This is a genomic window from Burkholderia sp. AU15512, from assembly GCF_002223325.1.
Lineage (GTDB): Bacteria > Pseudomonadota > Gammaproteobacteria > Burkholderiales > Burkholderiaceae > Burkholderia.
The window spans coordinates 812,581-833,269 of record NZ_NKEX01000004.1 but is presented as its reverse complement, the minus strand read 5'-3'; the positions used below and the strand labels follow the sequence as shown (position 1 = coordinate 833,269).

The following is a 20,689-nucleotide window of genomic DNA, read 5'->3' as shown; positions in this document are numbered from 1 at the left end:
ACGCTCAGACGTGCAGCAGCAGATGGCGGCGTTCCCACGAGCTGATCACGCGGAAGAACGCTTCGTATTCGGTTTCCTTCAGCGCGAAATACGCCTTCAGGAACTTGTGGCCGAGGATCTCGCCGAGCGGCTCGCAGGCCGCCATCAGCGTCAACCCTTCCTCGAGGTTGCGCGGCAGCTGGTACGGCAGCTCGTAGCCGTCGCTGACGAGCGGCTCGGTCGGCTCCAGGCGCTGCGTCATGCCGAGATAGCCGGCCGCGAGCGTCGCGGCGAGCGCGAGGTACGGATTGCAGTCGACGCCCGGGATGCGGTTCTCGATACGGCGTGCCGACGGGCCCGAGTGCGGAATGCGGAAGCCGACCGTGCGGTTGTCGTAGCCCCACTGCACGTTGATCGGCGCGGCCATGAAGCGCGACAGGCGGCGGTACGAGTTGATGTACGGCGCGAAGATCGGCATCAGCGCCGGCGTGTACTTCTGCAGCCCGGCGAGGTAGTTGTAGAACATCGACGTCGCGCCGCCGGTTTCCGGCGACGTGAACAGGTTCTGGCCGGTTTCCTCGTCGACGATGCTCTGATGCACGTGCATCGCCGAGCCCGGTTCGTCTTCCATCGGCTTGGCCATGAACGTCGCGTACATGTTGTGACGCAGCGCGGCCTCGCGCACCGTGCGCTTGAACAGGAACACCTGGTCGGCCAGCGACAGCGCGTCGCCGTGCATGAAGTTGATCTCCATCTGCGCGGCGCCGACTTCGTGGATCAGCGTGTCGATGTCGAGGTTCTGCGCTTCGCAGTACTCGTAGATGTCCTCGAACAGCGGGTCGAACTCGTTCACGGCCTCGATCGAATACGACTGGCGACCCGTTTCGGGGCGGCCCGTGCGGCCGACCGGCGGGCGCAGCGGCAGGTCGGGGTCCTTGTTCATGTCGACCAGGTAGAACTCGAGTTCCGGCGCGACGACGGGCTTCCAGCCCTTCGCCTTGTACAGGTCGAGCACGCGGCGCAGCACGTAGCGCGGCGAGATCTCGACCGGCGAGCCGTCGAAGTGCACGCAGTCGTGGATCACCTGCGCGGTCGGGTCGACGGCCCACGGAATCAGGCGGATCGTCGACGTGTCGGGCACGCACACCATGTCGGGGTCGGTCACGCCGGTCAGCGAGCCGTCTTCCGGATATTCGCCGGTGACGGTCTGCACCATCACGGCTTGCGGCAGGCGCATCGATTCGCCGGACGTGAACTTGTTGCGCGGCGTGATCTTGCCGCGCGCGATGCCGGCCATGTCGGGGATGATCGCTTCGACTTCAGTGATCCGGTGCTGCTTCAGAAAGTCTTCGATGTCTTGCATGTCTGTTCTCGTTGGTTGGGTCGGCGCGCTCAGGCGAGCGCGGCGGCGGCCATGGCGCGCGTGCGGGCAGCGCGGCGGGCGCGGCAGGCATCGCCGAAGGCGCGGAAGATCGCGCTCGACAGCGGGTCCTGCGCATGGCGCCATTCCGGATGCCACTGCACGGCGAGGGCGAAAGCCGGCGCATCGACGACGCTCACGGCTTCGATCAGCCCGTCCGGCGCGACGGCTTCGACGGCGAGGCCGGAGCCGAGCTGGGCGATGCCCTGCTTGTGCAGCGAATTCACGTGTACCTCGTCGCGGCCGCCGGCGAGCGCGTGCAGCGTGCCGCCGGGCGTCAGGCGCACGACGTGCGCGGGGCCGTACTGCGTCTCCATCGGCGCGTCGTCGTCCTCGCGGTGATCGGCGAGGCCCGGCACTTCGTGCACGCGCTGGTGCAGCGTGCCGCCGCAGACGACGTTCAGCTCCTGGAAGCCGCGGCAGACGGCCAGCACGGGCACGCCCGCGGCGATCGCCGCGCGCAGCAGCGGCAGCGTGGTCGCGTCGCGGGCCGGGTCGTGCTTCGTGCCCGGCGCGCTCGGTTCGCCGCCGTACCGATGCGGCTCGACGTTCGAGTAGCTGCCGGTAAACAGCAGGCCGTCGACCGTGTCGAGTACGTCGTCGACCGACTGGCGCTCGCCGAGCGCGGGCAGCACCATCGCGAACGCTTGCGCGCCGTCGACGATCGCGGCGACGTATTTGTCGCCGACCGTATGCGACGCATGCGCGCCGATTTGCGTGTGGTCGGCGGTGATGCCGACGAGAGGTTTCCTTCTATCCATGACGTCAATCAGTTATCCGGAGGGTTGTTGCGTCTTGCTTGCCGGATGTGGCGAAACGCCGGCGTGCAACAGCCCCGCAGCCTTGCGTGAGACGCAAGGCCGCTGGTGAATGGGCGCAACGGGATGGCGTGGCGATCCGCGCTGCGCGCGACGATCAGGCCGTCGTTCGTTTCATTGCGACACGCGACGCGGCAATGCATGCGCGAACGCGTTCCGTCACCGCACGGACGATGCGGTTGGCGAATCGGCAGATGAAACGAACGACGTAAAGAAAGGAGAGGCGCTACGGCAGCAGCGACGCCACTTCGTCGGTATCGACGGCGACGAATGCGCGTGCGGAAACGGCGTTGTGACGCCGAACGGAACGACGGGACAGGATGGTGTAGATCGACAGGTGAAGCAGGCGAGGACTATGCCAGCCGCAACTGCCGTCGTCGGAAGCGGACGCCGCGCTGCGCAAACTTCGCACATCGCCTCGATCCCACCTCACCAGAGGGCCACGGACTCTCACGATTACACTCGACTGGGTTGTTGAAAGTATTGAACACCTGACCGTTTCGACGCGCGGGGCGTTTAAAATAATCAAGGCGCCGGTTACGCGTTATTTACATTGATGGGCATCAATTTTTGCGTTGCAATAACGTTTTTTGCTGCCGATGAATGCTTGATGACGCTAACGTGAGAGCCAGCATATACGAGCCAAAAACGGCGTCAAATGTTTTTTAACGGTGTTGCATCAGGGCTTTCCCGAGCAGTGCGAACAAAAGATTCGTAAAAGGAATAATCGGCACGGCGTTCATTATTTCGAACGCCTTTCAGGGTTTTCCCCGCTGATGCGCGGCATAAAGTGATTAGAATATTCAACGGCTGTCCACCGCGTCGTTTCACTTTGTCATCGCACTTATCGTGTCCGAAACCGAATCGATGTCCACCGAAGTCGCCGAGCGCCTGCGTTTCGTGCGCAACAAGCAGGGCCTGTCGCAGCGCGAACTCGCGAAGCGAGCCGGCGTGACCAACGGCACGATCTCGCTGATCGAACAGGGCCGTGTGAGCCCGTCGGTCGGCTCGTTGAAGAAGCTGCTCGAATGCATCCCGATGAGTCTCGCGGAGTTCTTCACGTTCGAGCTCGTCGAATCGCGCTCGGTCGTGTCGCGTCGCGACGAGATGCCGAACCTCGGCAACGACACGCTCGCGTTTCATCTGGTCGGCGCGAGCATGAAGGATCGCAACATGTGCATCCTGCGCGAGATCTACCAGCCGCAGGCCGATACGGGGCCCGAGATGCTCGTGCACGCGGGGCACGAGGGCGGTGTCGTCGTGTCGGGCCGGCTCGAGCTGACCGTCGACGGCGCGACGTGGCTGCTCGACCCCGGAGACGGCTACTACTTCGAAAGCCGTTTGCCGCACCGTTTTCGCAATCCCAGCGCGGACCTGATCTGCGAGGTCGTCTCGGCCAATTCGCCGGCGACCTTCTGACCTTCCCCCGCGCGTCACTGCATTCGCTGCCGGCCGGCTGCGCGTCACGCGCAGCGGCGTGTCGCATCGCGAATGCCAAAAAACTGAGGCATCCTGATGAACAAGTTGACTTTGGCTGACTGGCAGGACAAGGCGGCGTCGCTCGAGATCGAAGGGCGCGCATTCATCGACGGCGCGTCGCGCGACGCGCACGGCGGCAAGACGTTCGACTGCGTGAGCCCGATCGACGGCCGCGTGCTGGCGAAGGTAGCCGATTGCGGCGAAGCCGACGTGAACGCGGCTGTGGCCGCCGCGCGCCGCGCGTTCGACGCGGGCGTGTGGGCCGGGCTGAACCCGCGTGCGCGCAAGGCCGTGCTGCTGCGCTGGGCCGCGCTGATGCGCGAGCATCTCGACGAGCTGTCGCTGCTCGAAACGCTCGACGCCGGCAAGCCGATCGGCGACACGACGACGGTCGACGTGCCGGGCGCCGCATACTGCGTCGAATGGTTTGCGGAGGCGATCGACAAGGTGGGCGGCGAAGTCGCGCCGGCCGATCATCATCTCGTCGGTCTCGTCACGCGCGAGCCGGTCGGCGTGGTGGCCGCCGTCGTGCCGTGGAACTTCCCGATCCTGATGGCCGCGTGGAAATTCGGCCCGGCGCTCGCGGCCGGCAACAGCGTCGTGCTGAAACCGTCGGAGAAATCGCCGCTGACCGCGATCCGTGTCGCGCAGCTCGCGTATGAGGCCGGCATTCCGGCCGGCGTGTTCAACGTCGTGCCGGGCGCGGGCGAGCCGGGCAAGCTGCTCGCGCTGCATCGCGACGTCGACTGCATCGCGTTCACGGGCTCGACGGCGGTCGGCAAACTGATCATGCAGTACGCCGCGCAGTCGAACCTGAAGCGCGCGTGGCTCGAACTCGGCGGCAAGTCGCCGAACATCGTGCTGCCCGATTGTCCCGATCTCGACCGCGCGGCACAGGCGGCTGCCGGTGCGATCTTCTACAACATGGGCGAGATGTGCACGGCAGGCTCGCGCCTCCTCGTGCATCGCGACATCAAGGACACATTCATCGAGAAGCTCGTCGCGGCGGCGCGCGCGTACGTGCCCGGCAATCCGCTCGATCCGGCGGTGTCGATGGGCGCGATCGTCGACGGCATCCAGCTCGAGCGCGTGCTCGGCTATATCGAGGCCGGGCGCAGCGAAGGCCGGCTCGTCACGGGTGGTGCGCGCGTGAAGGCGGAAACGGGCGGCTTCTACGTGGAGCCGACGGTGTTCGAGGTGAAGCCCGACGCGAAGATCGCGCGCGAGGAGATCTTCGGGCCCGTGCTGTCGGTGATCGTGTTCGACGACGTCGACGAAGCGGTGCGAATCGCGAACGACACCGAATACGGGCTGGCGGCGGCCGTGTGGACGTCGAACCTGACGACCGCGCACGACGTGTCGCGCCGGCTGCGTGCGGGCACCGTCTGGGTGAACTGCTACGACGAGGGCGGCGACATGAACTTCCCGTTCGGCGGCTACAAGCAGTCGGGCAACGGCCGCGACAAGTCGCTGCATGCGCTCGAGAAATACACCGAGCTGAAGTCGACGCTGATCCGGCTGCGCTGACGCGCAATCGGGCGCGGGCGCAGCGCCGCTCGGCGATGTGCCCGCGGGTCGCGGCGCGCGGGCGTTATGCGGCGCGCAGCGCGGGGTGGAAGCCGGCGGCTTCGATGATCGACTGCACGCGCTCGGCGCCTTGCGCCGATTCGACCTTGACGATCTTCGCCGCGACGTCGATGTCGAGCTTCGCGGCGGGATCGGCGGCCGTCACCGCGCGCGTGATGGCGTTGGCGCAGCCGCCGCAGGTCATGTCCTGGACTTCGAATTCCATCGTGTTCTCCTGAGTTGACGATTGACAAGCATCGACAGCATGAAGCTTGCCACGGTGGGAAGGTCAAGCGTACGCGGGTTGCCGGAAATCCGTGTCGCAGCCTTGCTGCAGCGACAGGCTGTTGTAAACGTGAAGTCTGATGAATTGCGATTGCGCCGTCGACGTCATTCGGAATTTATCCCGATTGACGGCGGCGCGTTCCGGGTGCCGCGGGGCGGATGCCTTGTCGGGCCTTGCGCGACGGCGATCCGTGAAGCGTGATCACCATGACGCCAGTAAGGGTACGCGAGTTGAAAATGCGAATCGATCTTAGTATCGGTTCCCTTCGATATTTCAATTCGTTACCGTCATGAACCGTTTTGCTTTCGGCTTCGCGCTGGCCCTGCTGGGCGCATCGGCCACGTCCGCATTCGCGGCCGACGATGTCGTCAACCTGACCCTGAAGGACCACAAGTTTTCGCCCGATGGCGTGACGATCCCGGCCGGCAAGAAGGTGAAGTTCGTCGTGAAGAACCTCGACGCGACGCCCGCCGAATTCGAGAGCGACGACTTCAAGGCGGAGAAGGTCGTGCCTGCAGGCAAGTCGGTGGAAATCATGGTCGGGCCGCTGAAGGCCGGCACGTACGAATTCCACGACGAGTATCACGAAGCGCAGTCGAAGACGCACCTGACCGTCAAATAAGCCCCTATCGCCATGTTGTCTACTGCCCTGATCGTCTTTCGTGAAGTGCTCGAGGCCGCGCTGGTGGTGTCGATCGTGATGGCCGCCACCAAGGGCGTGCCGCGGCGCGGCTGGTGGGTCGGCGGCGGGCTGGTGGGCGGCGTGATCGGCGCGGGCCTGATCGCCGCGTTCGCCGACGTGATTTCGCAGTGGGCGTCCGGCATGGGGCAGGAGGTCTTCAACGCGGGCGTGATGTTCGTCGCGACGCTGATGCTCGCGTGGCACAGTATCTGGATGAGCCGGCACGGCCGCGAGATGGCGATGCAGATGACCGAGGTCGGGCGCGCCGTCGCGGACGGCAGCAAGCCGCTGACGGGGCTGGCGATCGTGGTCGGCGTCGCGGTGCTGCGCGAAGGCTCCGAGGCCGTGCTGTTCCTGTACGGCATCGCGGCGGGCGACCCGGGGCAGACGCCGCAGATGATCGTCGGCGGGCTGCTCGGCGTGCTGGGCGGCGCCGGGCTCGGCTACGGGATGTATGCGGGCCTGCTGCAGATTCCGCTGAAGCGCCTGTTCTCCGTCACCAACTGGCTGATCGTGCTGCTCGCGGCGGGGATGGCCAGCCAGTGCGTCGGCTTCCTGCTCTCGGCGGGCCTCGTGCCGTCGTGGGGCGACGTGATCTGGGATACGTCGTGGCTGCTCAAGGATTCGAGCCTCGTCGGCAAAGCGCTGCATACGCTGATCGGCTATACCGCGCGCCCGGCGGGCATCCAGATCGTCGCGTACCTCGCGACACTGGCCACGATCGTCGGGCTGGCACGGCTCGTCGGCCGGCCGCAGACGGCCATGCGGCCGCCACGGCCTGCAGCCTGAATTGTTCGGGTTCGAATAGGAAAGGGGCGTCCATGACGCCCCTTTTTCATGTACGGTGTGCGGCCGGCCGATGCGCGGCGTCGGCGGCAGCGTGCCGGTTGCGCACGCCGCGCCGGCTCAGCGGTGGCTGTCGATCCAGGCGCGAGCCCATTCGAGCCCCGCGTCGCGCGCGTCGTCCTCGGTGTCGAACACGCCGAGCACGCCGGACGCCTCGACCAGCTTGTTGTTCTGCGTGATCGTGCCGCTCGCCGCGAAGCGCTCGGGTTGCAGGATCTCGTCCTGCTGCAGGATCGCGTGGCCCCAGATCTGGTAGCCGTGGTAGGTTTGCGCTTCCATTATCGAGTCACCTCCGCGGAGCGGCCGTGCGTGCCGACCTGCAGCACGTTGCCGTCCGGCGTGTATTGACGCGGGATGTTGGAGTAATTCAGTGCGTGCGGCGCATCGGGCGCAGCCGGCTGCATCACCGTCAGCCGTCCCGGTGCGGGCTGCGCAACGGGGCGCGGAGCGGCCGGCGCCCCGGCCGCGGGCGGACGATGCGAATCGGCTTTCACGGCCTGCGCGACGCGGCGCTTGTGCGGCTTCGCCGCGGCTTTCGGAGTGACGTTCGCGTGCTTCTCCGCGCTCTTGCCGGCGCGCGCGTCGGCGCCCGTGTGCGTGGCCGGGTTACGGGAATCCGGCGTACGGGCTTCCGGCGTACGGGCTTCCGGCGTACGGGCTTCCGGCGCATGGGCTGCCGGCTTCCGCGCCTCGGGCGGGTTCCAGACCTCGACGTAATGCTCGGCGGCCCAGCCCGTCGACGCGAACGTCAGCGCCAGCACACCGCATCCAATCAGTCTTACCATTGTCTCTCCGTCTGTCTCGGCGGCGCACACGTCGCTGGTGCGCCGACCGGTGCCCTGCCTTACTCCACCGTCACCGACTTCGCGAGGTTCCGCGGCTTGTCGACGTCGGTGCCGCGTGCGCACGCGGTGTGATACGCGAGCAATTGCAGCGGCACGACGTGCAGGATCGGCGACAGTTGCCCGTAGTGCTCCGGCATCCGGATCACGTGCAGGCCGTCGTCGTTGACGATCTGCGTGTCGGCATCGGCGAACACGTACAGCTCGCCGCCGCGCGCACGCACTTCCTGCATGTTCGACTTCAGCTTCTCGAGCAGCGTGTCGTTCGGCGCGACCGTGACGACCGGCATCGCTTCCGTGACGAGCGCGAGCGGCCCGTGCTTCAGTTCGCCGGCCGGATAGGCTTCGGCGTGGATGTACGAGATTTCCTTCAGCTTCAGCGCGCCTTCGAGCGCGATCGGGTAGTGCAGCCCGCGGCCGAGGAACAGCGCGTTTTCCTTGCGCGCGAATTCCTCCGACCACGCGATGATCTGCGGCTCCAGCGCGAGCACGCTGTTCAGCGCGGCCGGCAGGTGGCGCAGCTGCTTCAGGAATTCGGCTTCCTGCGCGGCATCGACGTGCCCGCGCAGCTTGCCGAGCGTGGCCGCCAGCACGAACAGCGCGACGAGCTGCGTCGTGAACGCCTTCGTCGACGCGACGCCGATCTCGGTGCCCGCGTGCGTCAGGAACTGCATTTCGGTGAGGCGCACCATCGCGCTCGTCGCGACATTGCAGACGGCGAGCGTATGCGTGTGGCCGAGCGACTGCGCATGCTTGAGCGCGGCGAGCGTGTCGGCCGTCTCGCCCGACTGCGAGATCACCAGCACGAGCTGGCGCGGGTTCGGCACCGATTCGCGGTAGCGGTATTCGCTCGCGATCTCGACCTGGGTCGGGATCTTCGCGATCGATTCGAGCCAGTACTTCGCGGTCAGGCCCGAGTAGTAGCTCGTGCCGCACGCGAGGATCAGCAGGCTGTCGATGTCCGCGAACGCGGCGGGCGCGGCGTCGCCGAACAGCGTCGCGTCGAACGCGTCCGTCTGCGGCACGGTATCGCTGATCGCGCGCGGCTGCTCGAAGATTTCCTTCTGCATGAAGTGGCGATACGGTCCGAGTTCGACCGCGCCGCCGTAGGCGCTGACCACGCGGATCTCGCGCTGCGCGGTGGCGCCGTTGCGGTCGACGATCTTCACGCCGTCGAGCGACAGCTCGCACACGTCGCCTTCCTCGAGGAACGTGAAGTGGTCGGTGCTGCCCGCGAGGGCGAGCGCGTCGGACGCGAGGAAGTTCTCGCCGTCGCCGTGGCCGACCACGAGCGGCGAACCCTGGCGTGCGCCGACGACGGTGTGCGGCTGGTCCTTGTGGATCACGGCGATCGCATACGCGCCGTGCAGCTGGCCCACCGCCTCGCGCACCGCGTCGAACAGGTTGCCGCGATACAGGCTGTGCACGAGGTGGGCGATCACTTCGGTGTCGGTCTGCGACACGAATTCGTAGCCCTTCGCGCGCAGCGCTTCACGCAGCGATTCGAAGTTCTCGATGATGCCGTTGTGGACGAGCGCGAGCGCGTTCGACGAGAAGATCGGGTGCGCGTTGTGCGTGACGGGCGCGCCATGCGTCGCCCAGCGGGTGTGCGCGACGCCGGTGGTGCCTTCGAGGTTTGACTCGCGCACCTGCGCGTCGAGATCGGCGACGCGTGCGACGCTGCGCGCGCGCTTCGGTGCGTCCGGCTCGAGCACGGCGACGCCGCACGAGTCGTAGCCACGGTATTCGAGGCGCCGCAAACCTTCGATCAGCACCGGAACGATATTACGCTGCGCAACTGCGCCGACAATGCCGCACATGAAATCTACCTTCCATAGGGAAGCGGGCGCCGTCCGGCACCCGCGTGATGTTAACTTTTCTTCTTGACCGGGCGGACGTAGCCGCTCTTCGCGGTCTGGGTCTTCTCGTTCAACGCGAGCAGGCCGTCGGCCACGTCCTTCCAGATCGTCGTGCCGGCGGCGATCGTCACGCCGCGGCCGACGCGCACGGGCGCGACGAGCTGCGTATCGGAGCCGACGAACACGTCGTCCTCGATCACGGTGCGGAACTTGTTCGCGCCGTCGTAGTTGCAGGTGATCGTGCCCGCGCCGATGTTCACGCGCGCGCCGATGTCGGCGTCGCCGATGTACGTGAGGTGGTTCGCTTTCGAGCCGTGGCCGATCACCGCATTCTTCACCTCGACGAAGTTGCCGACGTGCGCTTCGTCCGCGAGTTGCGCGCCGGGGCGCAGCCGCGCGTACGGGCCGATCACGGTGTGCGCGCCGAGCTCGGCGCCGTCGATGTGCGTGAATGCGTCGATGCGCGTGCCCGCGCCGACCGATGCGTTGCGGATCACGCAGTTCGCGCCGATCGTCACGTTGTCGGCGAGCGTCACGTTGCCTTCGAACACGCAGTTCACGTCGATCGACACGTCGCGGCCGCAGCGCAGCGTGCCGCGCACGTCGACGCGCGCCGGATCGGCGAGCGTGACGCCCGCGACGAGCAGCGCGTCGGCGATGGTGCGCTGGTGGATCCGCTCGAGTTCGGCGAGCTGCGCCTTGCTGTTCACGCCGAGCGTTTCCCATTCCTCGTCGGGCTGCGCGGTGACGACCTCGAAACCGGCCTCGATCGCGAGTTCGACGACGTCGGTCAGGTAGTACTCGCCCTGCGCGTTCTCGTTCTTCAGCGCGCCGAGCCACATCGACAGCTGGGCCGTGGGCGTGACGATGATGCCGGTGTTGATCTCGGCGATCTTCAGCTGTTCGGGCGATGCGTCCTTCTGTTCGACGATGCGCGTGACGAAGCCGGCCGCGTCGCGCACGATGCGGCCGTAGCCGGTCGGATCGTCGAGCGTGACCGTCAGAATCCCGTAGCGACCCTCGCGCGCGGCATCGACGAGGCGCTGCAAGGTCGACGCGCGCGTGAGCGGCACGTCGCCGTACAGCACGAGCGTCGGTTGCGCGGGATCGAGGAGCGGCAGCGCCTGGCGCACCGCGTGGCCGGTGCCGAGCTGTTCGGCCTGCACCGCGAACTGGACGTCGGGTGCGGCGACGGCCGCCTGCACCTGCTCGGCGCCATGACCGACGACGACGACGAGCCGGGACGGCTGCAGCGTGCGCGCGGTGTCGATGACGTGGGAGAGGAGCGGCCTGCCGGCCAGGGGATGAAGCACTTTCGGCAGCGCGGAACGCATGCGCTTGCCGGTGCCTGCCGCCAAAATCACGATATTCATGGCGTCAGCTTGTCAGAGGAGTTCGAAGCCGACCATTTTAGCATGCGGCCTCCGCCGTCCCGGGGCTGTCGCGGCGGGGCGACAGCCCCGGAAAGCGGCCTTGCGGCCCCGTTCCGGCGGGTGTTCCGGCCCTGCTTACAGGTCGTCGAACTGGACGATCGAGATCGGTTGGGCGCCGCCCGGTGCCGCGCTGTCGTCGCCCGACGCGCACGGTTCCTCGTCGAACGCGATGTCGCCCTGCGGATCGGCCTCGCCCGTCGCGCGCAGCGACTGGAACGGGTACAGCGTCGTGTCCATCAGGTGCGACGGCACGACCTTCGCGAGCGCGTTGAACATGTTCTCGACGCGACCCGGGAAGCGCTTGTCCCATTCGCGGATCAGCGCCTTCATTTCCGCGCGCTTCAGGTTCGGCTGGCTGCCGCACAGGTTGCACGGGATGATCGGGAATTCGCGCAGCTCCGCATATTTCTCCAGATCGGTTTCCTTCACGTACGCGAGCGGGCGGATCACGATGTTCTTGCCGTCGTCCGACTGAAGCTTCGGCGGCATCCCCTTCAGCTTGCCGCCGTAGAACATGTTGAGCAGCAGCGTCTGCACGATGTCGTCGCGGTGGTGGCCGAGCGCGATCTTGGTTGCGCCGAGTTCGCCGGCCACGCGGTACAGGATCCCGCGGCGCAGCCGCGAGCACAGCGAGCAGGTCGTCTTGCCTTCGGGCACGAGCCGCTTGACGATGCTGTAGGTGTCCTGGTTCTCGATGTGGAACGGCACGCCGACCTGCTTCAGGTATTCCGGCAGCACGTGCTCCGGGAAGCCCGGCTGCTTCTGGTCGAGGTTCACCGCGACGATGTCGAAATCGATCGGCGCGCGTTCGCGCAGGCGCAGCAGCACGTCGAGCATCGCATAGCTGTCCTTGCCGCCCGACAGGCACACCATCACCTTGTCGCCTTGCTCGATCATGTTGAAGTCGCCGATCGCCTGGCCGACCTGGCGCACGATCCGCTTGAACAGCTTGTTGTTCTCGTACGCGTCCTTCTGCTCGCGGCGCGTCAGCGCCGGGCGGCCGGCCGGGGCGGCGGGCGTGTCGAGGGTGGCGGCATCGGCCGCCGTGTCATTCATGTGGGGGGCGTTCATGCTCGCTTCTCGTCCTTGATGCGGAAGACTTCGACGCCGACGGCGTCGCAGTCCGGATAAGCGTCCGGTTTCTCGGTACGGACGCGTACCGCGCGCACGGCATCGTGCGCCAGCAGGCGCGCGGCGATCGCGTCGCACAGCGTTTCCTGCAGGTGGATGTGGCCGCGCGCCAGGCATTGCGTGACGCTCTGCTTCATCAGATCGTAGTCGACGATTTCATGCAGCCGGTCGTCGACGGGGGTGGACAGCGCGAGCGGCACGAACAGGTCGATATTGATGACGACGCGCTGCTCGCCGCGCTTCTCGTGTTCGAAGGCACCGATGTTGATGTGCACTTCGTAGTCGCGCAGGTAGAGCCTGCGGCAGTCCGCGAGGCGGGGGTGCAGGAGAGCGGAAAACATGGTCGTCCCAGTCAAATTGGCGTGCGCGCACGCAAAGCGGCGCGGGCGGCGGCGCTCAGGCCGCGCGTTTCCGCGCAGTTCATTCATTCGGGCCGGCGGCGGGCGGCACGAGGTGCTCGCCGCCGTCGACGGTCAGCGTCGCGCCGGTGACGCCCGGCGCGCTCGCGAGATAGCAGGCGGCCGCCGCGATGTCGTCCGCGTGCGGCGCGTGGCCGCGCACGAGCGCCGCGACCCGCACCTTCGGCGCGAGCGCCAGTGCGAGCGCCGACGTCGCGCGATTCAGCGCGGCCTGCATCAGCGCGTGCGACATCTGCGCCGGTGCCGGGTGAAACAGGGCCTGATCCAGCACGTGGATCGCGCAGGCGCGCAGCGCCTCGTGCTCGCGCGCGGCGTCGGGCGTCGCCTCGGCGAGCGCGCGGGCCAGCGCGAGCGGCGCCGTCACGTTGCGGGCGAGGGCGCCGGCGAGCGACGCGCCGTCCACCGTGTGCGCGTCGTCGGCGCCGGCGCTGGCACTCACGAACACCGCGCACGCGGGCCGGCCGAGCGCCGCGCCGCACGCGGCGACGAGTCCGGCGGCGTCGGCTTCCAGGGCCAGATCGGCGTCGAGCACGACCGCGCGGCGGCCGAGCGCCGCGACTTCGGCGACGAGTGCGTCGGCTGCCGCATGCGGCGCGCCGTGGCTGCGCTGCAGCGCGACGTCCCAGCCGCGCCGGGCGAATCCGGTCGCGAGCGCACGACCGATCGACGCGGCGTCGGCTGCGCTGCCCAGGGCACCCGTGATGAGCGCCACGCGCTGGGTCGACGTATCGGCTGAAACGGTCATTTACAATGCCGGGATGAACCCGAAAGCTCACGAACCCGCTAGTTTACCTGCTCCCGGCCCTGACGCGCTCGCGCAGTCCGAAACCCTCGCCGCGCAACTGCGCGACGAGATCGCGGCGGCCGGCGGCTGGCTGCCGTTCGACCGCTTCATGGAGCGGGCGCTGTATGCGCCCGGCCTCGGTTATTACAGCGGCGGCGCGCGCAAGTTCGGGCGCCGCGCCGACGACGGCAGCGACTTCGTCACCGCGCCCGAGCTGTCGCCGCTGTTCGCGCAGACGCTCGCGCAGCCGGTCGCGGAAGCGCTCGCGGCGAGCGGCACGCGCAGCGTGATGGAATTCGGCGCCGGCACGGGCAAGCTCGCGGCCGGGCTGCTCGCGGCGCTCGACGCGCTGGGCGTCGAACTCGACGCCTACCTGATCGTCGATCTCTCGGGCGAGCTGCGCGAGCGGCAGCGCGACACGATCACGGCCGCCGCCCCGGCGCTCGCCGCCAAGGTGCGCTGGCTCGACGCGCTGCCCGAGCGGTTCGACGGCGTCATGGTCGGCAACGAGGTGCTCGATGCGATGCCGGTGCGCCTGTTCGCGAAGGCGGGCGGCGCATGGCACGAGCGCGGTGTTGCGCTCGACGCGCGGCAGGCGTTCGTGTTCGAGGACCGTCCGGCCGCACCGGCCGGCCTGCCGCCGGTGCTCGCGGGCCTTGACGATGCGGCGGACGGTTACGTGACCGAGACGCACGAGGCCGCGCTGGCGTTCACGCGCACCGTCTGCACGATGCTCGGGCGCGGCGCGGTGCTGCTGGTCGACTACGGCTTTCCCGCGCACGAGTACTACCACCCGCAGCGCGACCGCGGCACGCTGATGTGCCACTACCGTCACCATGCGCACGACGATCCGTTCCTGTACCCGGGGCTGCAGGACATCACCGCGCACGTCGAATTCACCGGCATCTACGACGCGGCCGTCGCGACCGGCGCCGATTTGCTCGGCTACACGTCGCAGGCGCGCTTCCTGCTGAACGCGGGCATCACCGACGCGTTGTCGGCGATCGATCCGTCGGACATCCACGCGTTCCTGCCGGCCGCGAACGCGGTGCAGAAGCTGATTTCCGAAGCCGAGATGGGCGAGCTGTTCAAGGTGATCGCGTTCTCGCGCGGCATCGACGGCACGCTCGACGCGTTCGCGCGCGGCGACCGCTCGCACGCACTCTGACGGGAGCCGCCATGCTGCGCTGGCTGATGACGTCGTTCGTCGCGGTGATGATCCTGACGCGCTGCTGGCCGTGGCTCGGCAAGCTCGGCATCGGGCGGATGCCGGGCGACGTCACGCTGACGCTCGGCGGGCGGCGCTACCCGTTCCCGTTCATGTCGACGCTGGTGCTGACGATGCTGCTGTCGATGGCGGCGCGGCTGCTCTGAGCCGCGCCGAAAAGAGCGGCGGCGCGCTACAGCTCGATTTCGCCGAGGATCCGGTGCGCGAGCGCCTTCGCCTCGTCGAATGCTTCCTCCTCGCTGGGGCTCGTCGAGTGGACGTCGTAGCGCGTGTTCTCGGTGTCGTCCCCGTCGTCCCGCGCGAGGATCACGTAACCCTGGAACTGCCCGTTGCCCGCATGCTGGGTATGCGCCTTGGCCGTGTAGATGCCCTTCGTGAACGTGTTGGTGTCCATGGTGCTCTCCCGCAAAAGGACACTTCATCGTAGCACTGCGGCGCAGCATGTACAGCGCGGCTTATCGGTGACCGAACGGGATCCGGCCGCCATCCTCCCGTCATCGTTCGATCAGTGCGACGACCTCGTCGAGCGTCGGCGCGTGCGCGCCCGTATGCCGGCAGGCCGCGGCGCCCGCCGCCAGCGCGAACACGAGGTGCTCGCGCCAGGTTCGCTGCGGCGCGGCCATCAGGCTGAACAGCATGCCGCCGATCGACGCGTCGCCCGCGCCGACGGTGTCGGCCACCTCGACGCGCGGCGGGCTCGCTTCATGCACGTCGCCGTCCGCGTAGAGCGTCGCCGCCTGCGCGCCGCGCGTGACGAGCACCGCCGCGCGCGGGTTCAGCGCGCGCACCGCGCCAACCGCGTCGGGGCCGTCGCCGCCGAACAGGTGCCGCAGATCCTCGTCGGACACCTTGATCAGGTCGGCGAGCGCGGCCATCTTCTCGAGCGTCGGCCGGAATGCGGCCGTCATCAGGTTGCGGACGTTCGGGTCGAAGCTGATCTTCACGCCGCGCGCGTGCAGGTCGGCCGCGAGCGCGGCCAGCGTGCCGGCGAGCGGTTCGCGCACGAGGCTGATGCAGCCGAAGTGCGCCCATTTCACGTGATCGGTCCAGCCGGCCGGCAGCCGCGCCGGATCGAACGCGAGGTCGGCGCTCGCTTCGCCGATGAAGAAGTACGCGGGCGGGCGCGTCTCGTGGACGATCGCGAGCAGCGGCGGCCGCGCGACGCGCTGCAGGAAGCGCAGGTCGAGCCCGGCCGCTTCGCTCGTGCGCCACAGCACGTCGGAGAAGCAGTCTTCTCCGATCGAGCCCGCGAGCGCGCTCGGCACGCCGAGCCGCGCAACCGCGCGCGCGACGTTCCAGCCGGCGCCGCCCGGCACCGAGGTCCATTGCGCGTCGCCCGCGCGCACCATGTCGGTCAGGATGTCGCCCGCCGACACGAAAGCCGGAAACGTGCCGCCGCTCATTGCGTCGGCTCGCTGCGCTGCGCACGCGCGAGGGTCGCGAGCACGTCGTAGCACGCGCCCATCGTGTGATAGTCGGTCTTGCCGGCCGGGCTCTTCTCGTCGCTGTACTTGCGGTTGTCGCAGGTGAGGATGCGGTACCACGCGCCGTAGCGGTGATCGACGAAGTGGGCCCAGCTGTAGCGCCAGATCTCGTCGTACCAGTCCCAGAAGCGCTCGCTGCCGGTGCGCGCGCCGAGCATCGCGGCGGCCGCGAAGGTTTCCGCCTGCACCCAGAAATACTTGTTGTGGTCGCAGATCGTGAAGTCGGGGCCGAAGCCGTAGCACAGGCCGCCGTGATCGGCGTCCCACGCGTGCGTGAGCGCCGCGTCGAACAGCTCGGCCGCGCGCGGCACGAGCCAGTCGAGCGGGCGGTGCCGCTCGAGGATCAGCAGCAGCTTCGCCCATTCGGTCTGGTGCCCGGGCTGGAAGCCCCACGGGCGGAAGATGTTCGAGCTGTCTTCCTTGTTGTAATCCCAGTCGACCGACCAGTCCGCATGGTAGTGCTCCCACACGAGCCCGCCCGACAGCGCGGCCTGGCGCTGCGTGATGTGGGACGCGAGCTTTTCCGCGCGATCGAGGTACGTGAGGTGGCCGGTCGCCTCGTACGCCGCGAGCAGCGCCTCCGTCATGTGCATGTTCGCATTCTGGCCGCGGTACGACGACACGATCCAGTTCGGCGTCGCGTCGTCCGCATAGAGGCCCGCGGCCGCGTCCCAGAAACGGTGCTCGGCGAGCTCGAAGGTGGCCGCGATCAGCGGGCGGGCCTCGTCGAGGCCGGCCATCGTCGCGTGCGCGGCCGCGAGCAGCACGAACGCGAGCCCGTAGCAGTGGCGCGTGCCGTCGAGCGTCGCGCGCTTCGCGCCGTCGCGCCAGTCGAGTTCCCAGTCGTAGCCCTGCAGTGCGTCGTCCCAGTGCGCGTCGCGTAGGAACCGCAGCCCATGGCGCGCATATTCCAGGTGGCGCGGATCGCCGAAATGCCGGTACGCCATCGCGTAGTTGAAGACGAACCGGCAACTGCTGACGAGGTGGCGCGACGTGCGGTTGTAGATGCTGCCGTCGTCGCGGAAGTAGTGGTAGAAGCCGCCCGTCGGGTCGAACGCGTTCGTCGCGTAGAAACGCAGCGTGTCCTCGACGTGCGACAGCAGGAACGACGGATCGCGGAAACTCGCGACGAACGGCGCGGCTTGCGTGTGGGCGGCCGGCGCGGCCGTGCAGGGTTGGACCGGGGGCATGTTCATGATGATTCGGTGGCCGTGGCGGTATCGAGTGCCGGGGAGCCGGCGGGCTGGCTGCTGGCCCGTACGATCAGCTCGACGGGCAGGGAAATCTCGGTGCGCTCGGGCGCTTCCGCGAGCAGCAGCTCGACGCCGCGGCGGCCGAGCGCCTCCTTGTCGACCGCGAGCGTCGTGAGCGGCGGGCTTGCGTGCGCGGCGGCCGGGATGTTGTCGAAGCCGACGATCGCGATGTCGTCGGGGATGCGCAGCCCGCGCGCGGTGCAGACGCGCTGCGCGGCGAGCGCGGCCGCGTCGTTGTACGCGAACACGGCTTCCGGGCGCGGGCCCGGCGCGTCGAGCAGCTGCTCCATCGCCCGCGCGGCGCCGGTGTCGGGATCGAGCCCCGCATCGATCGTCACTTCGTACGCGGGATCGAACAGCCGCCCGGCCTCGAAGAACGCGCGCCGGTAGCCGATCGCGCGCTGCGCGATGCTGTAGTGCGCGGGCGAGCCGCCGATGAATGCGATCCGCGTGCGGCCGGTGGCGAGCAGGTGGCGCATCGCGAGCGCCGCGCCCGTTGCGTTGTCGATGTTCACCGAGCGCAGCCCGGGCGCCCACAGGTCGATCAGCACGAGCGGGCGGCCGGTCGCGGCGAGCGCCTCGATCGTCTCCGGCTCGATGAAGCCGGCCACCGCGATCGCGTCGGGCGCGTGCGGGCGCATCTGGCGCAGCACGTCATCGTTCGGCCCGACCGTGAGCAGCGTCGGCACGATGCCGCGCTCGCGGCACGCATCCTCGACGCCGTGCAGCACGTGCGAGAAGAACGGGCTGGCCGGAAAGCGGTTGTGCTGGCGATGCAGCAGGAAGGTGAGCCGGCGGATGCGCGGCCGCAGTTGCGCGGGATCGTAGCCGAGCCGCTGCGCGATCTCGACGATGCGCGCACGCGTCGCTTCGGACAAGCCCGGCTGGTTTTTCAGCGCGCGGGAGACGGTGCCGATCGAGACCTCTGCCGCCCGTGCCACATCGCGAATGGTCGTACCCATCGTTCGGGGTCCGGTTTGTTTAGGGTGAAAGGGATTGTATAGTAAAACGTATTGCGGAATTCGGGCCGGATAGCCGGGGAATACCCGCAAATTCCCGTGTTTTAGGCGCTAATCTGCGAAAACGCCGTTACTAAAAATACTAAACAAAACGCGAAAAAGGCAAGGTGAACGTGCGGGTGCATGGCGAGCGGGAAACGGGCGGCAAGCGGGCTGGCTTCACGCATTCGCGCGAGTCGTGCGCGGTTGCCTCCGCGGGCCGCTGGACAGGCGCAGTGCAACTAACGGTCTGGCTGCATGGCGGGTGGACGTGCGCCATCACCGCACCGGGCGCCGCCGTGTCTGCAAGCGGCGGTCACCCGCCGTTCAGCGGATTGCCACGGCCGGCGGTTCGCCACGATGGCGCAGCGCGGCGCGCCCCGCATCGAGGTCGACGACCGCGAGCCCATCCGGCTGCTGTTTCGCGCGCCGCTTCGCGAGTGCGGCGACCGACGCGATCTCGTCGCTGCCGTAGCGTTTCGCGCCGTGCGCGCCGGCCGCCACGCCGACTGCGCCGATCGCCATCGTCACGAAGCCGAAGAACGCCGGGTTGCCGTGGCGGTCCTCGCCGTGCAGCCCGCCCGCCTGCCGGTCGGCCTGCGTGTAGAAGAGCTGCGCGCCTGCGTTGAAGCGGGCGATCGCGTCGGCGGCGCGTTCGCGCCAGTCGGCGCGCTGAAACAGCACGAGGAAATCGTCGCCGCCGACATGCCCGAGAAAGTCGCGCTGCGGGTCGCACACGCCGGCCAGCACCGTCGCCGCGAACTTCAGCACCTCGTCGCCCTGCCAGTAGCCGTACTGGTCGTTGAACGGCTTGAACTGGTTCAGGTCGACGTAGCACGCATGAAAGCCGGCGTCGCGCTGGAGCAGGCGGTCGATGTGCGCGCTGATCGGGATGTTGCCGGGCAGGAACGTCAGCGGATTCGCGTAGCGCGCGGCCTCGATGCGCATCTCGGTCACCGCGCGCACCAGGCTCTCGCCGGTGCCGAGCCCGACGTAGCGGCCGTGTTCGGTGATCACGAAGCCGTCCGCGAGATAGCGCTGGTCGTGGCTCGCGAGCAGCATCGCGAGTTGCTCGAAGGTCGTCGCGTTGTCGATCATCAGCGGCGCGTCGTTCGCGAACTGCAGGCACGGCTTCTTCCCGAACACCTCGCGGTGATACGGCAGCGCGAAGCGGTCGATGAAGCCGCGGCGATTCACGAGCGCGACGGGCCGCCCGCGTTCGACGAGCGCGACCGCATGCAGGTCGGGCATCCGGTTGAACAGTTCGAGCACGTCGTTGCTGGTCGCGTCGCGCGGCAGCGCCGGCGCAGGCACCAGCATCTTCCCGGCGATCGTGCCGGCCGGCCGCACCGAGCGCGTCGCGCCGGGAAACACCGCGATGTGCGGCGCGCGGATCGCATCGCGCGCGGCCGGCGCGACGACCCGCGACGGCTGCGCGTTCGGCCGGCCGAGCAGGAAACCCTGCACGCAGCAGATGCCCATGTCGCGCACGACGATCAGGTCGCTTTCGTTCTCGATGCCTTCCGCGATCAGTTTCGCGCCGCTCGCCTGCGCGAAGTGCTGCATCGCCTTCACGGCCTCGAACTTCAGCGGGTCGCGGGCGATGTCGTGGATGAAGAAGCGGTCGATCTTCACGACGTCGGGATGCAGGCGCAGCCACAGGTTCATGCTCGCGTTCGCGGTGCCGTAGTCGTCCAGCGCGAACTGGATGCCGGCGTCGCGCAGCGACGCGACCGCCGGGCCGATCTGGGCGACATCGGGAATCGCGTTCTGCTCGGTCAGCTCGATCACGATGCGCTCGGCGCCGATCCGCGCGCGGACGAGGAGCTGGCGTGCCCGCTCGCGTTCGCTGGCGAGCTTCAGGATCGTTCCGGCACTGAAGTTGAGGAACAGCTTGCCGTCGCAGCCGAGCGCCGCGAATGCATCGAGGCAGGTGCGCGCGGCGGCCTGTTCGAGCGCGATCGTCTCGCCTTCGCGCGCGGCCTGCGCGAACAGCGCGGCGGGCGGTTCGAGGTCGGTGCCGCGCGGGCCGCGTATCAGGCCCTCGTAGCCGACGACCGTTCCCGACCCGAGATCGACGATCGGCTGGAAGACGGCGGCGAGCGCGCGATCCGCGATCAGGCGCGGGATGCTGGCGGCAGCGGAGTCGGAGTGGGGCGCGGGCATGGGCGAGGGCAGCCGA

At 68.3% G+C, this 20,689-nt stretch carries 22 protein-coding genes; 6 read left to right on the top strand and 16 right to left on the bottom strand.

Annotated elements, in window-relative coordinates; all coding sequences use genetic code 11:
- Positions 1-4 precede the first annotated feature (4 nt).
- The 3 genes from CFB43_RS16505 to CFB43_RS38840 form a co-directional block, all read right to left on the bottom strand.
- A complete protein-coding gene (locus CFB43_RS16505) occupies positions 5-1,342 on the bottom strand; it encodes a glutamine synthetase family protein (RefSeq protein WP_089441191.1) in 1,338 nt (445 codons plus the stop codon).
- A gap of 29 nt (positions 1,343-1,371) precedes the next feature.
- Positions 1,372-2,160: a gamma-glutamyl-gamma-aminobutyrate hydrolase family protein gene (locus CFB43_RS16500; RefSeq protein ID WP_089495775.1), complete on the bottom strand. Its 789-nt coding sequence runs from the start codon at positions 2,158-2,160 to the stop codon at positions 1,372-1,374.
- A gap of 283 nt (positions 2,161-2,443) precedes the next feature.
- Positions 2,444-2,629, bottom strand: a complete 186-nt coding sequence (locus CFB43_RS38840; RefSeq protein WP_043184603.1) for a hypothetical protein — start codon at positions 2,627-2,629, stop codon at positions 2,444-2,446.
- Between the two features lie 455 nt (positions 2,630-3,084).
- On the opposite strand from CFB43_RS38840, the gene CFB43_RS16490 reads away from it, so the two are divergent.
- Entirely contained in the window at positions 3,085-3,636 is a 552-nt protein-coding gene (locus CFB43_RS16490) for a cupin domain-containing protein (protein WP_069249383.1), read from the top strand.
- Between the two features lie 96 nt (positions 3,637-3,732).
- On the top strand, positions 3,733-5,223 hold the full coding sequence (locus tag CFB43_RS16485; protein WP_089495774.1) for an aldehyde dehydrogenase: 1,491 nt from the start codon (positions 3,733-3,735) through the stop codon (positions 5,221-5,223).
- Positions 5,224-5,287: 64 nt separating this feature from the next.
- On the opposite strand, the gene CFB43_RS16480 is transcribed toward CFB43_RS16485, so the two are convergent.
- Complete coding sequence (locus CFB43_RS16480; RefSeq protein WP_011353438.1) at positions 5,288-5,488, bottom strand: heavy-metal-associated domain-containing protein; 201 nt, start codon at positions 5,486-5,488, stop codon at positions 5,288-5,290.
- A 349-nt stretch (positions 5,489-5,837) separates the two neighbouring features.
- Here CFB43_RS16480 and CFB43_RS16475 point away from each other — a divergent pair, with 349 nt between their 5' ends.
- Both CFB43_RS16475 and CFB43_RS16470 read left to right on the top strand, forming a co-directional pair.
- Positions 5,838-6,170, top strand: coding sequence for a cupredoxin domain-containing protein (locus tag CFB43_RS16475; protein ID WP_039355343.1), 333 nt, complete (start codon positions 5,838-5,840; stop codon positions 6,168-6,170).
- Positions 6,171-6,182: 12 nt separating this feature from the next.
- The gene (locus tag CFB43_RS16470) at positions 6,183-7,019 is read left to right on the top strand and encodes an FTR1 family iron permease (protein ID WP_089495773.1); all 837 of its coding nucleotides are present in this window, start codon (positions 6,183-6,185) and stop codon (positions 7,017-7,019) included.
- Positions 7,020-7,136: 117 nt separating this feature from the next.
- On the opposite strand, the gene CFB43_RS16465 is transcribed toward CFB43_RS16470, so the two are convergent.
- From CFB43_RS16465 to CFB43_RS16435, 7 genes are all read right to left on the bottom strand, one after another.
- On the bottom strand, positions 7,137-7,355 hold the full coding sequence (locus CFB43_RS16465; RefSeq protein ID WP_011353435.1) for a hypothetical protein: 219 nt from the start codon (positions 7,353-7,355) through the stop codon (positions 7,137-7,139).
- Positions 7,355-7,861: a hypothetical protein gene (locus tag CFB43_RS16460; RefSeq protein WP_089495772.1), complete on the bottom strand. Its 507-nt coding sequence runs from the start codon at positions 7,859-7,861 to the stop codon at positions 7,355-7,357. Before CFB43_RS16460 ends, CFB43_RS16465 begins: the two co-directional genes overlap by 1 nt.
- Positions 7,862-7,920: 59 nt before the next feature.
- Positions 7,921-9,738, bottom strand: coding sequence for a glutamine--fructose-6-phosphate transaminase (isomerizing) (gene glmS / locus CFB43_RS16455; RefSeq protein ID WP_089495771.1), 1,818 nt, complete (start codon positions 9,736-9,738; stop codon positions 7,921-7,923).
- Positions 9,739-9,788: 50 nt separating this feature from the next.
- Complete coding sequence (glmU, locus tag CFB43_RS16450) at positions 9,789-11,150, bottom strand: bifunctional UDP-N-acetylglucosamine diphosphorylase/glucosamine-1-phosphate N-acetyltransferase GlmU (protein ID WP_089461736.1); 1,362 nt, start codon at positions 11,148-11,150, stop codon at positions 9,789-9,791.
- Between the two features lie 135 nt (positions 11,151-11,285).
- On the bottom strand, positions 11,286-12,281 hold the full coding sequence (gene ttcA / locus CFB43_RS16445) for a tRNA 2-thiocytidine(32) synthetase TtcA (protein ID WP_046544270.1): 996 nt from the start codon (positions 12,279-12,281) through the stop codon (positions 11,286-11,288).
- Entirely contained in the window at positions 12,278-12,682 is a 405-nt protein-coding gene (locus tag CFB43_RS16440; protein WP_089495770.1) for a dihydroneopterin aldolase, read from the bottom strand. Before CFB43_RS16440 ends, ttcA begins: the two co-directional genes overlap by 4 nt.
- A gap of 79 nt (positions 12,683-12,761) precedes the next feature.
- A complete protein-coding gene (locus CFB43_RS16435; protein WP_089495769.1) occupies positions 12,762-13,505 on the bottom strand; it encodes an SDR family oxidoreductase in 744 nt (247 codons plus the stop codon).
- A gap of 13 nt (positions 13,506-13,518) precedes the next feature.
- Between CFB43_RS16435 and CFB43_RS16430 the strand changes: the two genes are divergently transcribed.
- Together CFB43_RS16430 and CFB43_RS16425 are read left to right on the top strand one after the other, a co-directional pair.
- Positions 13,519-14,712, top strand: a complete 1,194-nt coding sequence (locus tag CFB43_RS16430; RefSeq protein WP_089495902.1) for a class I SAM-dependent methyltransferase — start codon at positions 13,519-13,521, stop codon at positions 14,710-14,712.
- Between the two features lie 11 nt (positions 14,713-14,723).
- The gene (locus tag CFB43_RS16425) at positions 14,724-14,918 is read left to right on the top strand and encodes a DUF2905 domain-containing protein (RefSeq protein WP_089495768.1); all 195 of its coding nucleotides are present in this window, start codon (positions 14,724-14,726) and stop codon (positions 14,916-14,918) included.
- Positions 14,919-14,944: 26 nt separating this feature from the next.
- Here the strand turns inward: CFB43_RS16425 and CFB43_RS16420 are convergent, their stop codons facing one another.
- The 5 genes from CFB43_RS16420 to CFB43_RS16400 form a co-directional block, all read right to left on the bottom strand.
- Positions 14,945-15,166: a hypothetical protein gene (locus CFB43_RS16420; RefSeq protein ID WP_011353424.1), complete on the bottom strand. Its 222-nt coding sequence runs from the start codon at positions 15,164-15,166 to the stop codon at positions 14,945-14,947.
- 100 nt (positions 15,167-15,266) lie between these two features.
- A complete protein-coding gene (locus CFB43_RS16415) occupies positions 15,267-16,175 on the bottom strand; it encodes a carbohydrate kinase family protein (RefSeq protein WP_089495767.1) in 909 nt (302 codons plus the stop codon).
- A complete protein-coding gene (locus CFB43_RS16410) occupies positions 16,172-17,452 on the bottom strand; it encodes an AGE family epimerase/isomerase (RefSeq protein ID WP_089461733.1) in 1,281 nt (426 codons plus the stop codon). The genes CFB43_RS16415 and CFB43_RS16410 overlap by 4 nt, the downstream gene beginning before the upstream one ends.
- Positions 17,449-18,471 (bottom strand): LacI family DNA-binding transcriptional regulator, encoded by a 1,023-nt coding sequence (locus tag CFB43_RS16405; RefSeq protein ID WP_089441179.1) that lies wholly within the window; start codon positions 18,469-18,471, stop codon positions 17,449-17,451. The genes CFB43_RS16410 and CFB43_RS16405 overlap by 4 nt, the downstream gene beginning before the upstream one ends.
- Before the next feature lie 363 nt (positions 18,472-18,834).
- Entirely contained in the window at positions 18,835-20,673 is a 1,839-nt protein-coding gene (locus CFB43_RS16400) for an EAL domain-containing protein (RefSeq protein WP_089495901.1), read from the bottom strand.
- Positions 20,674-20,689: the final 16 nt, after the last annotated feature.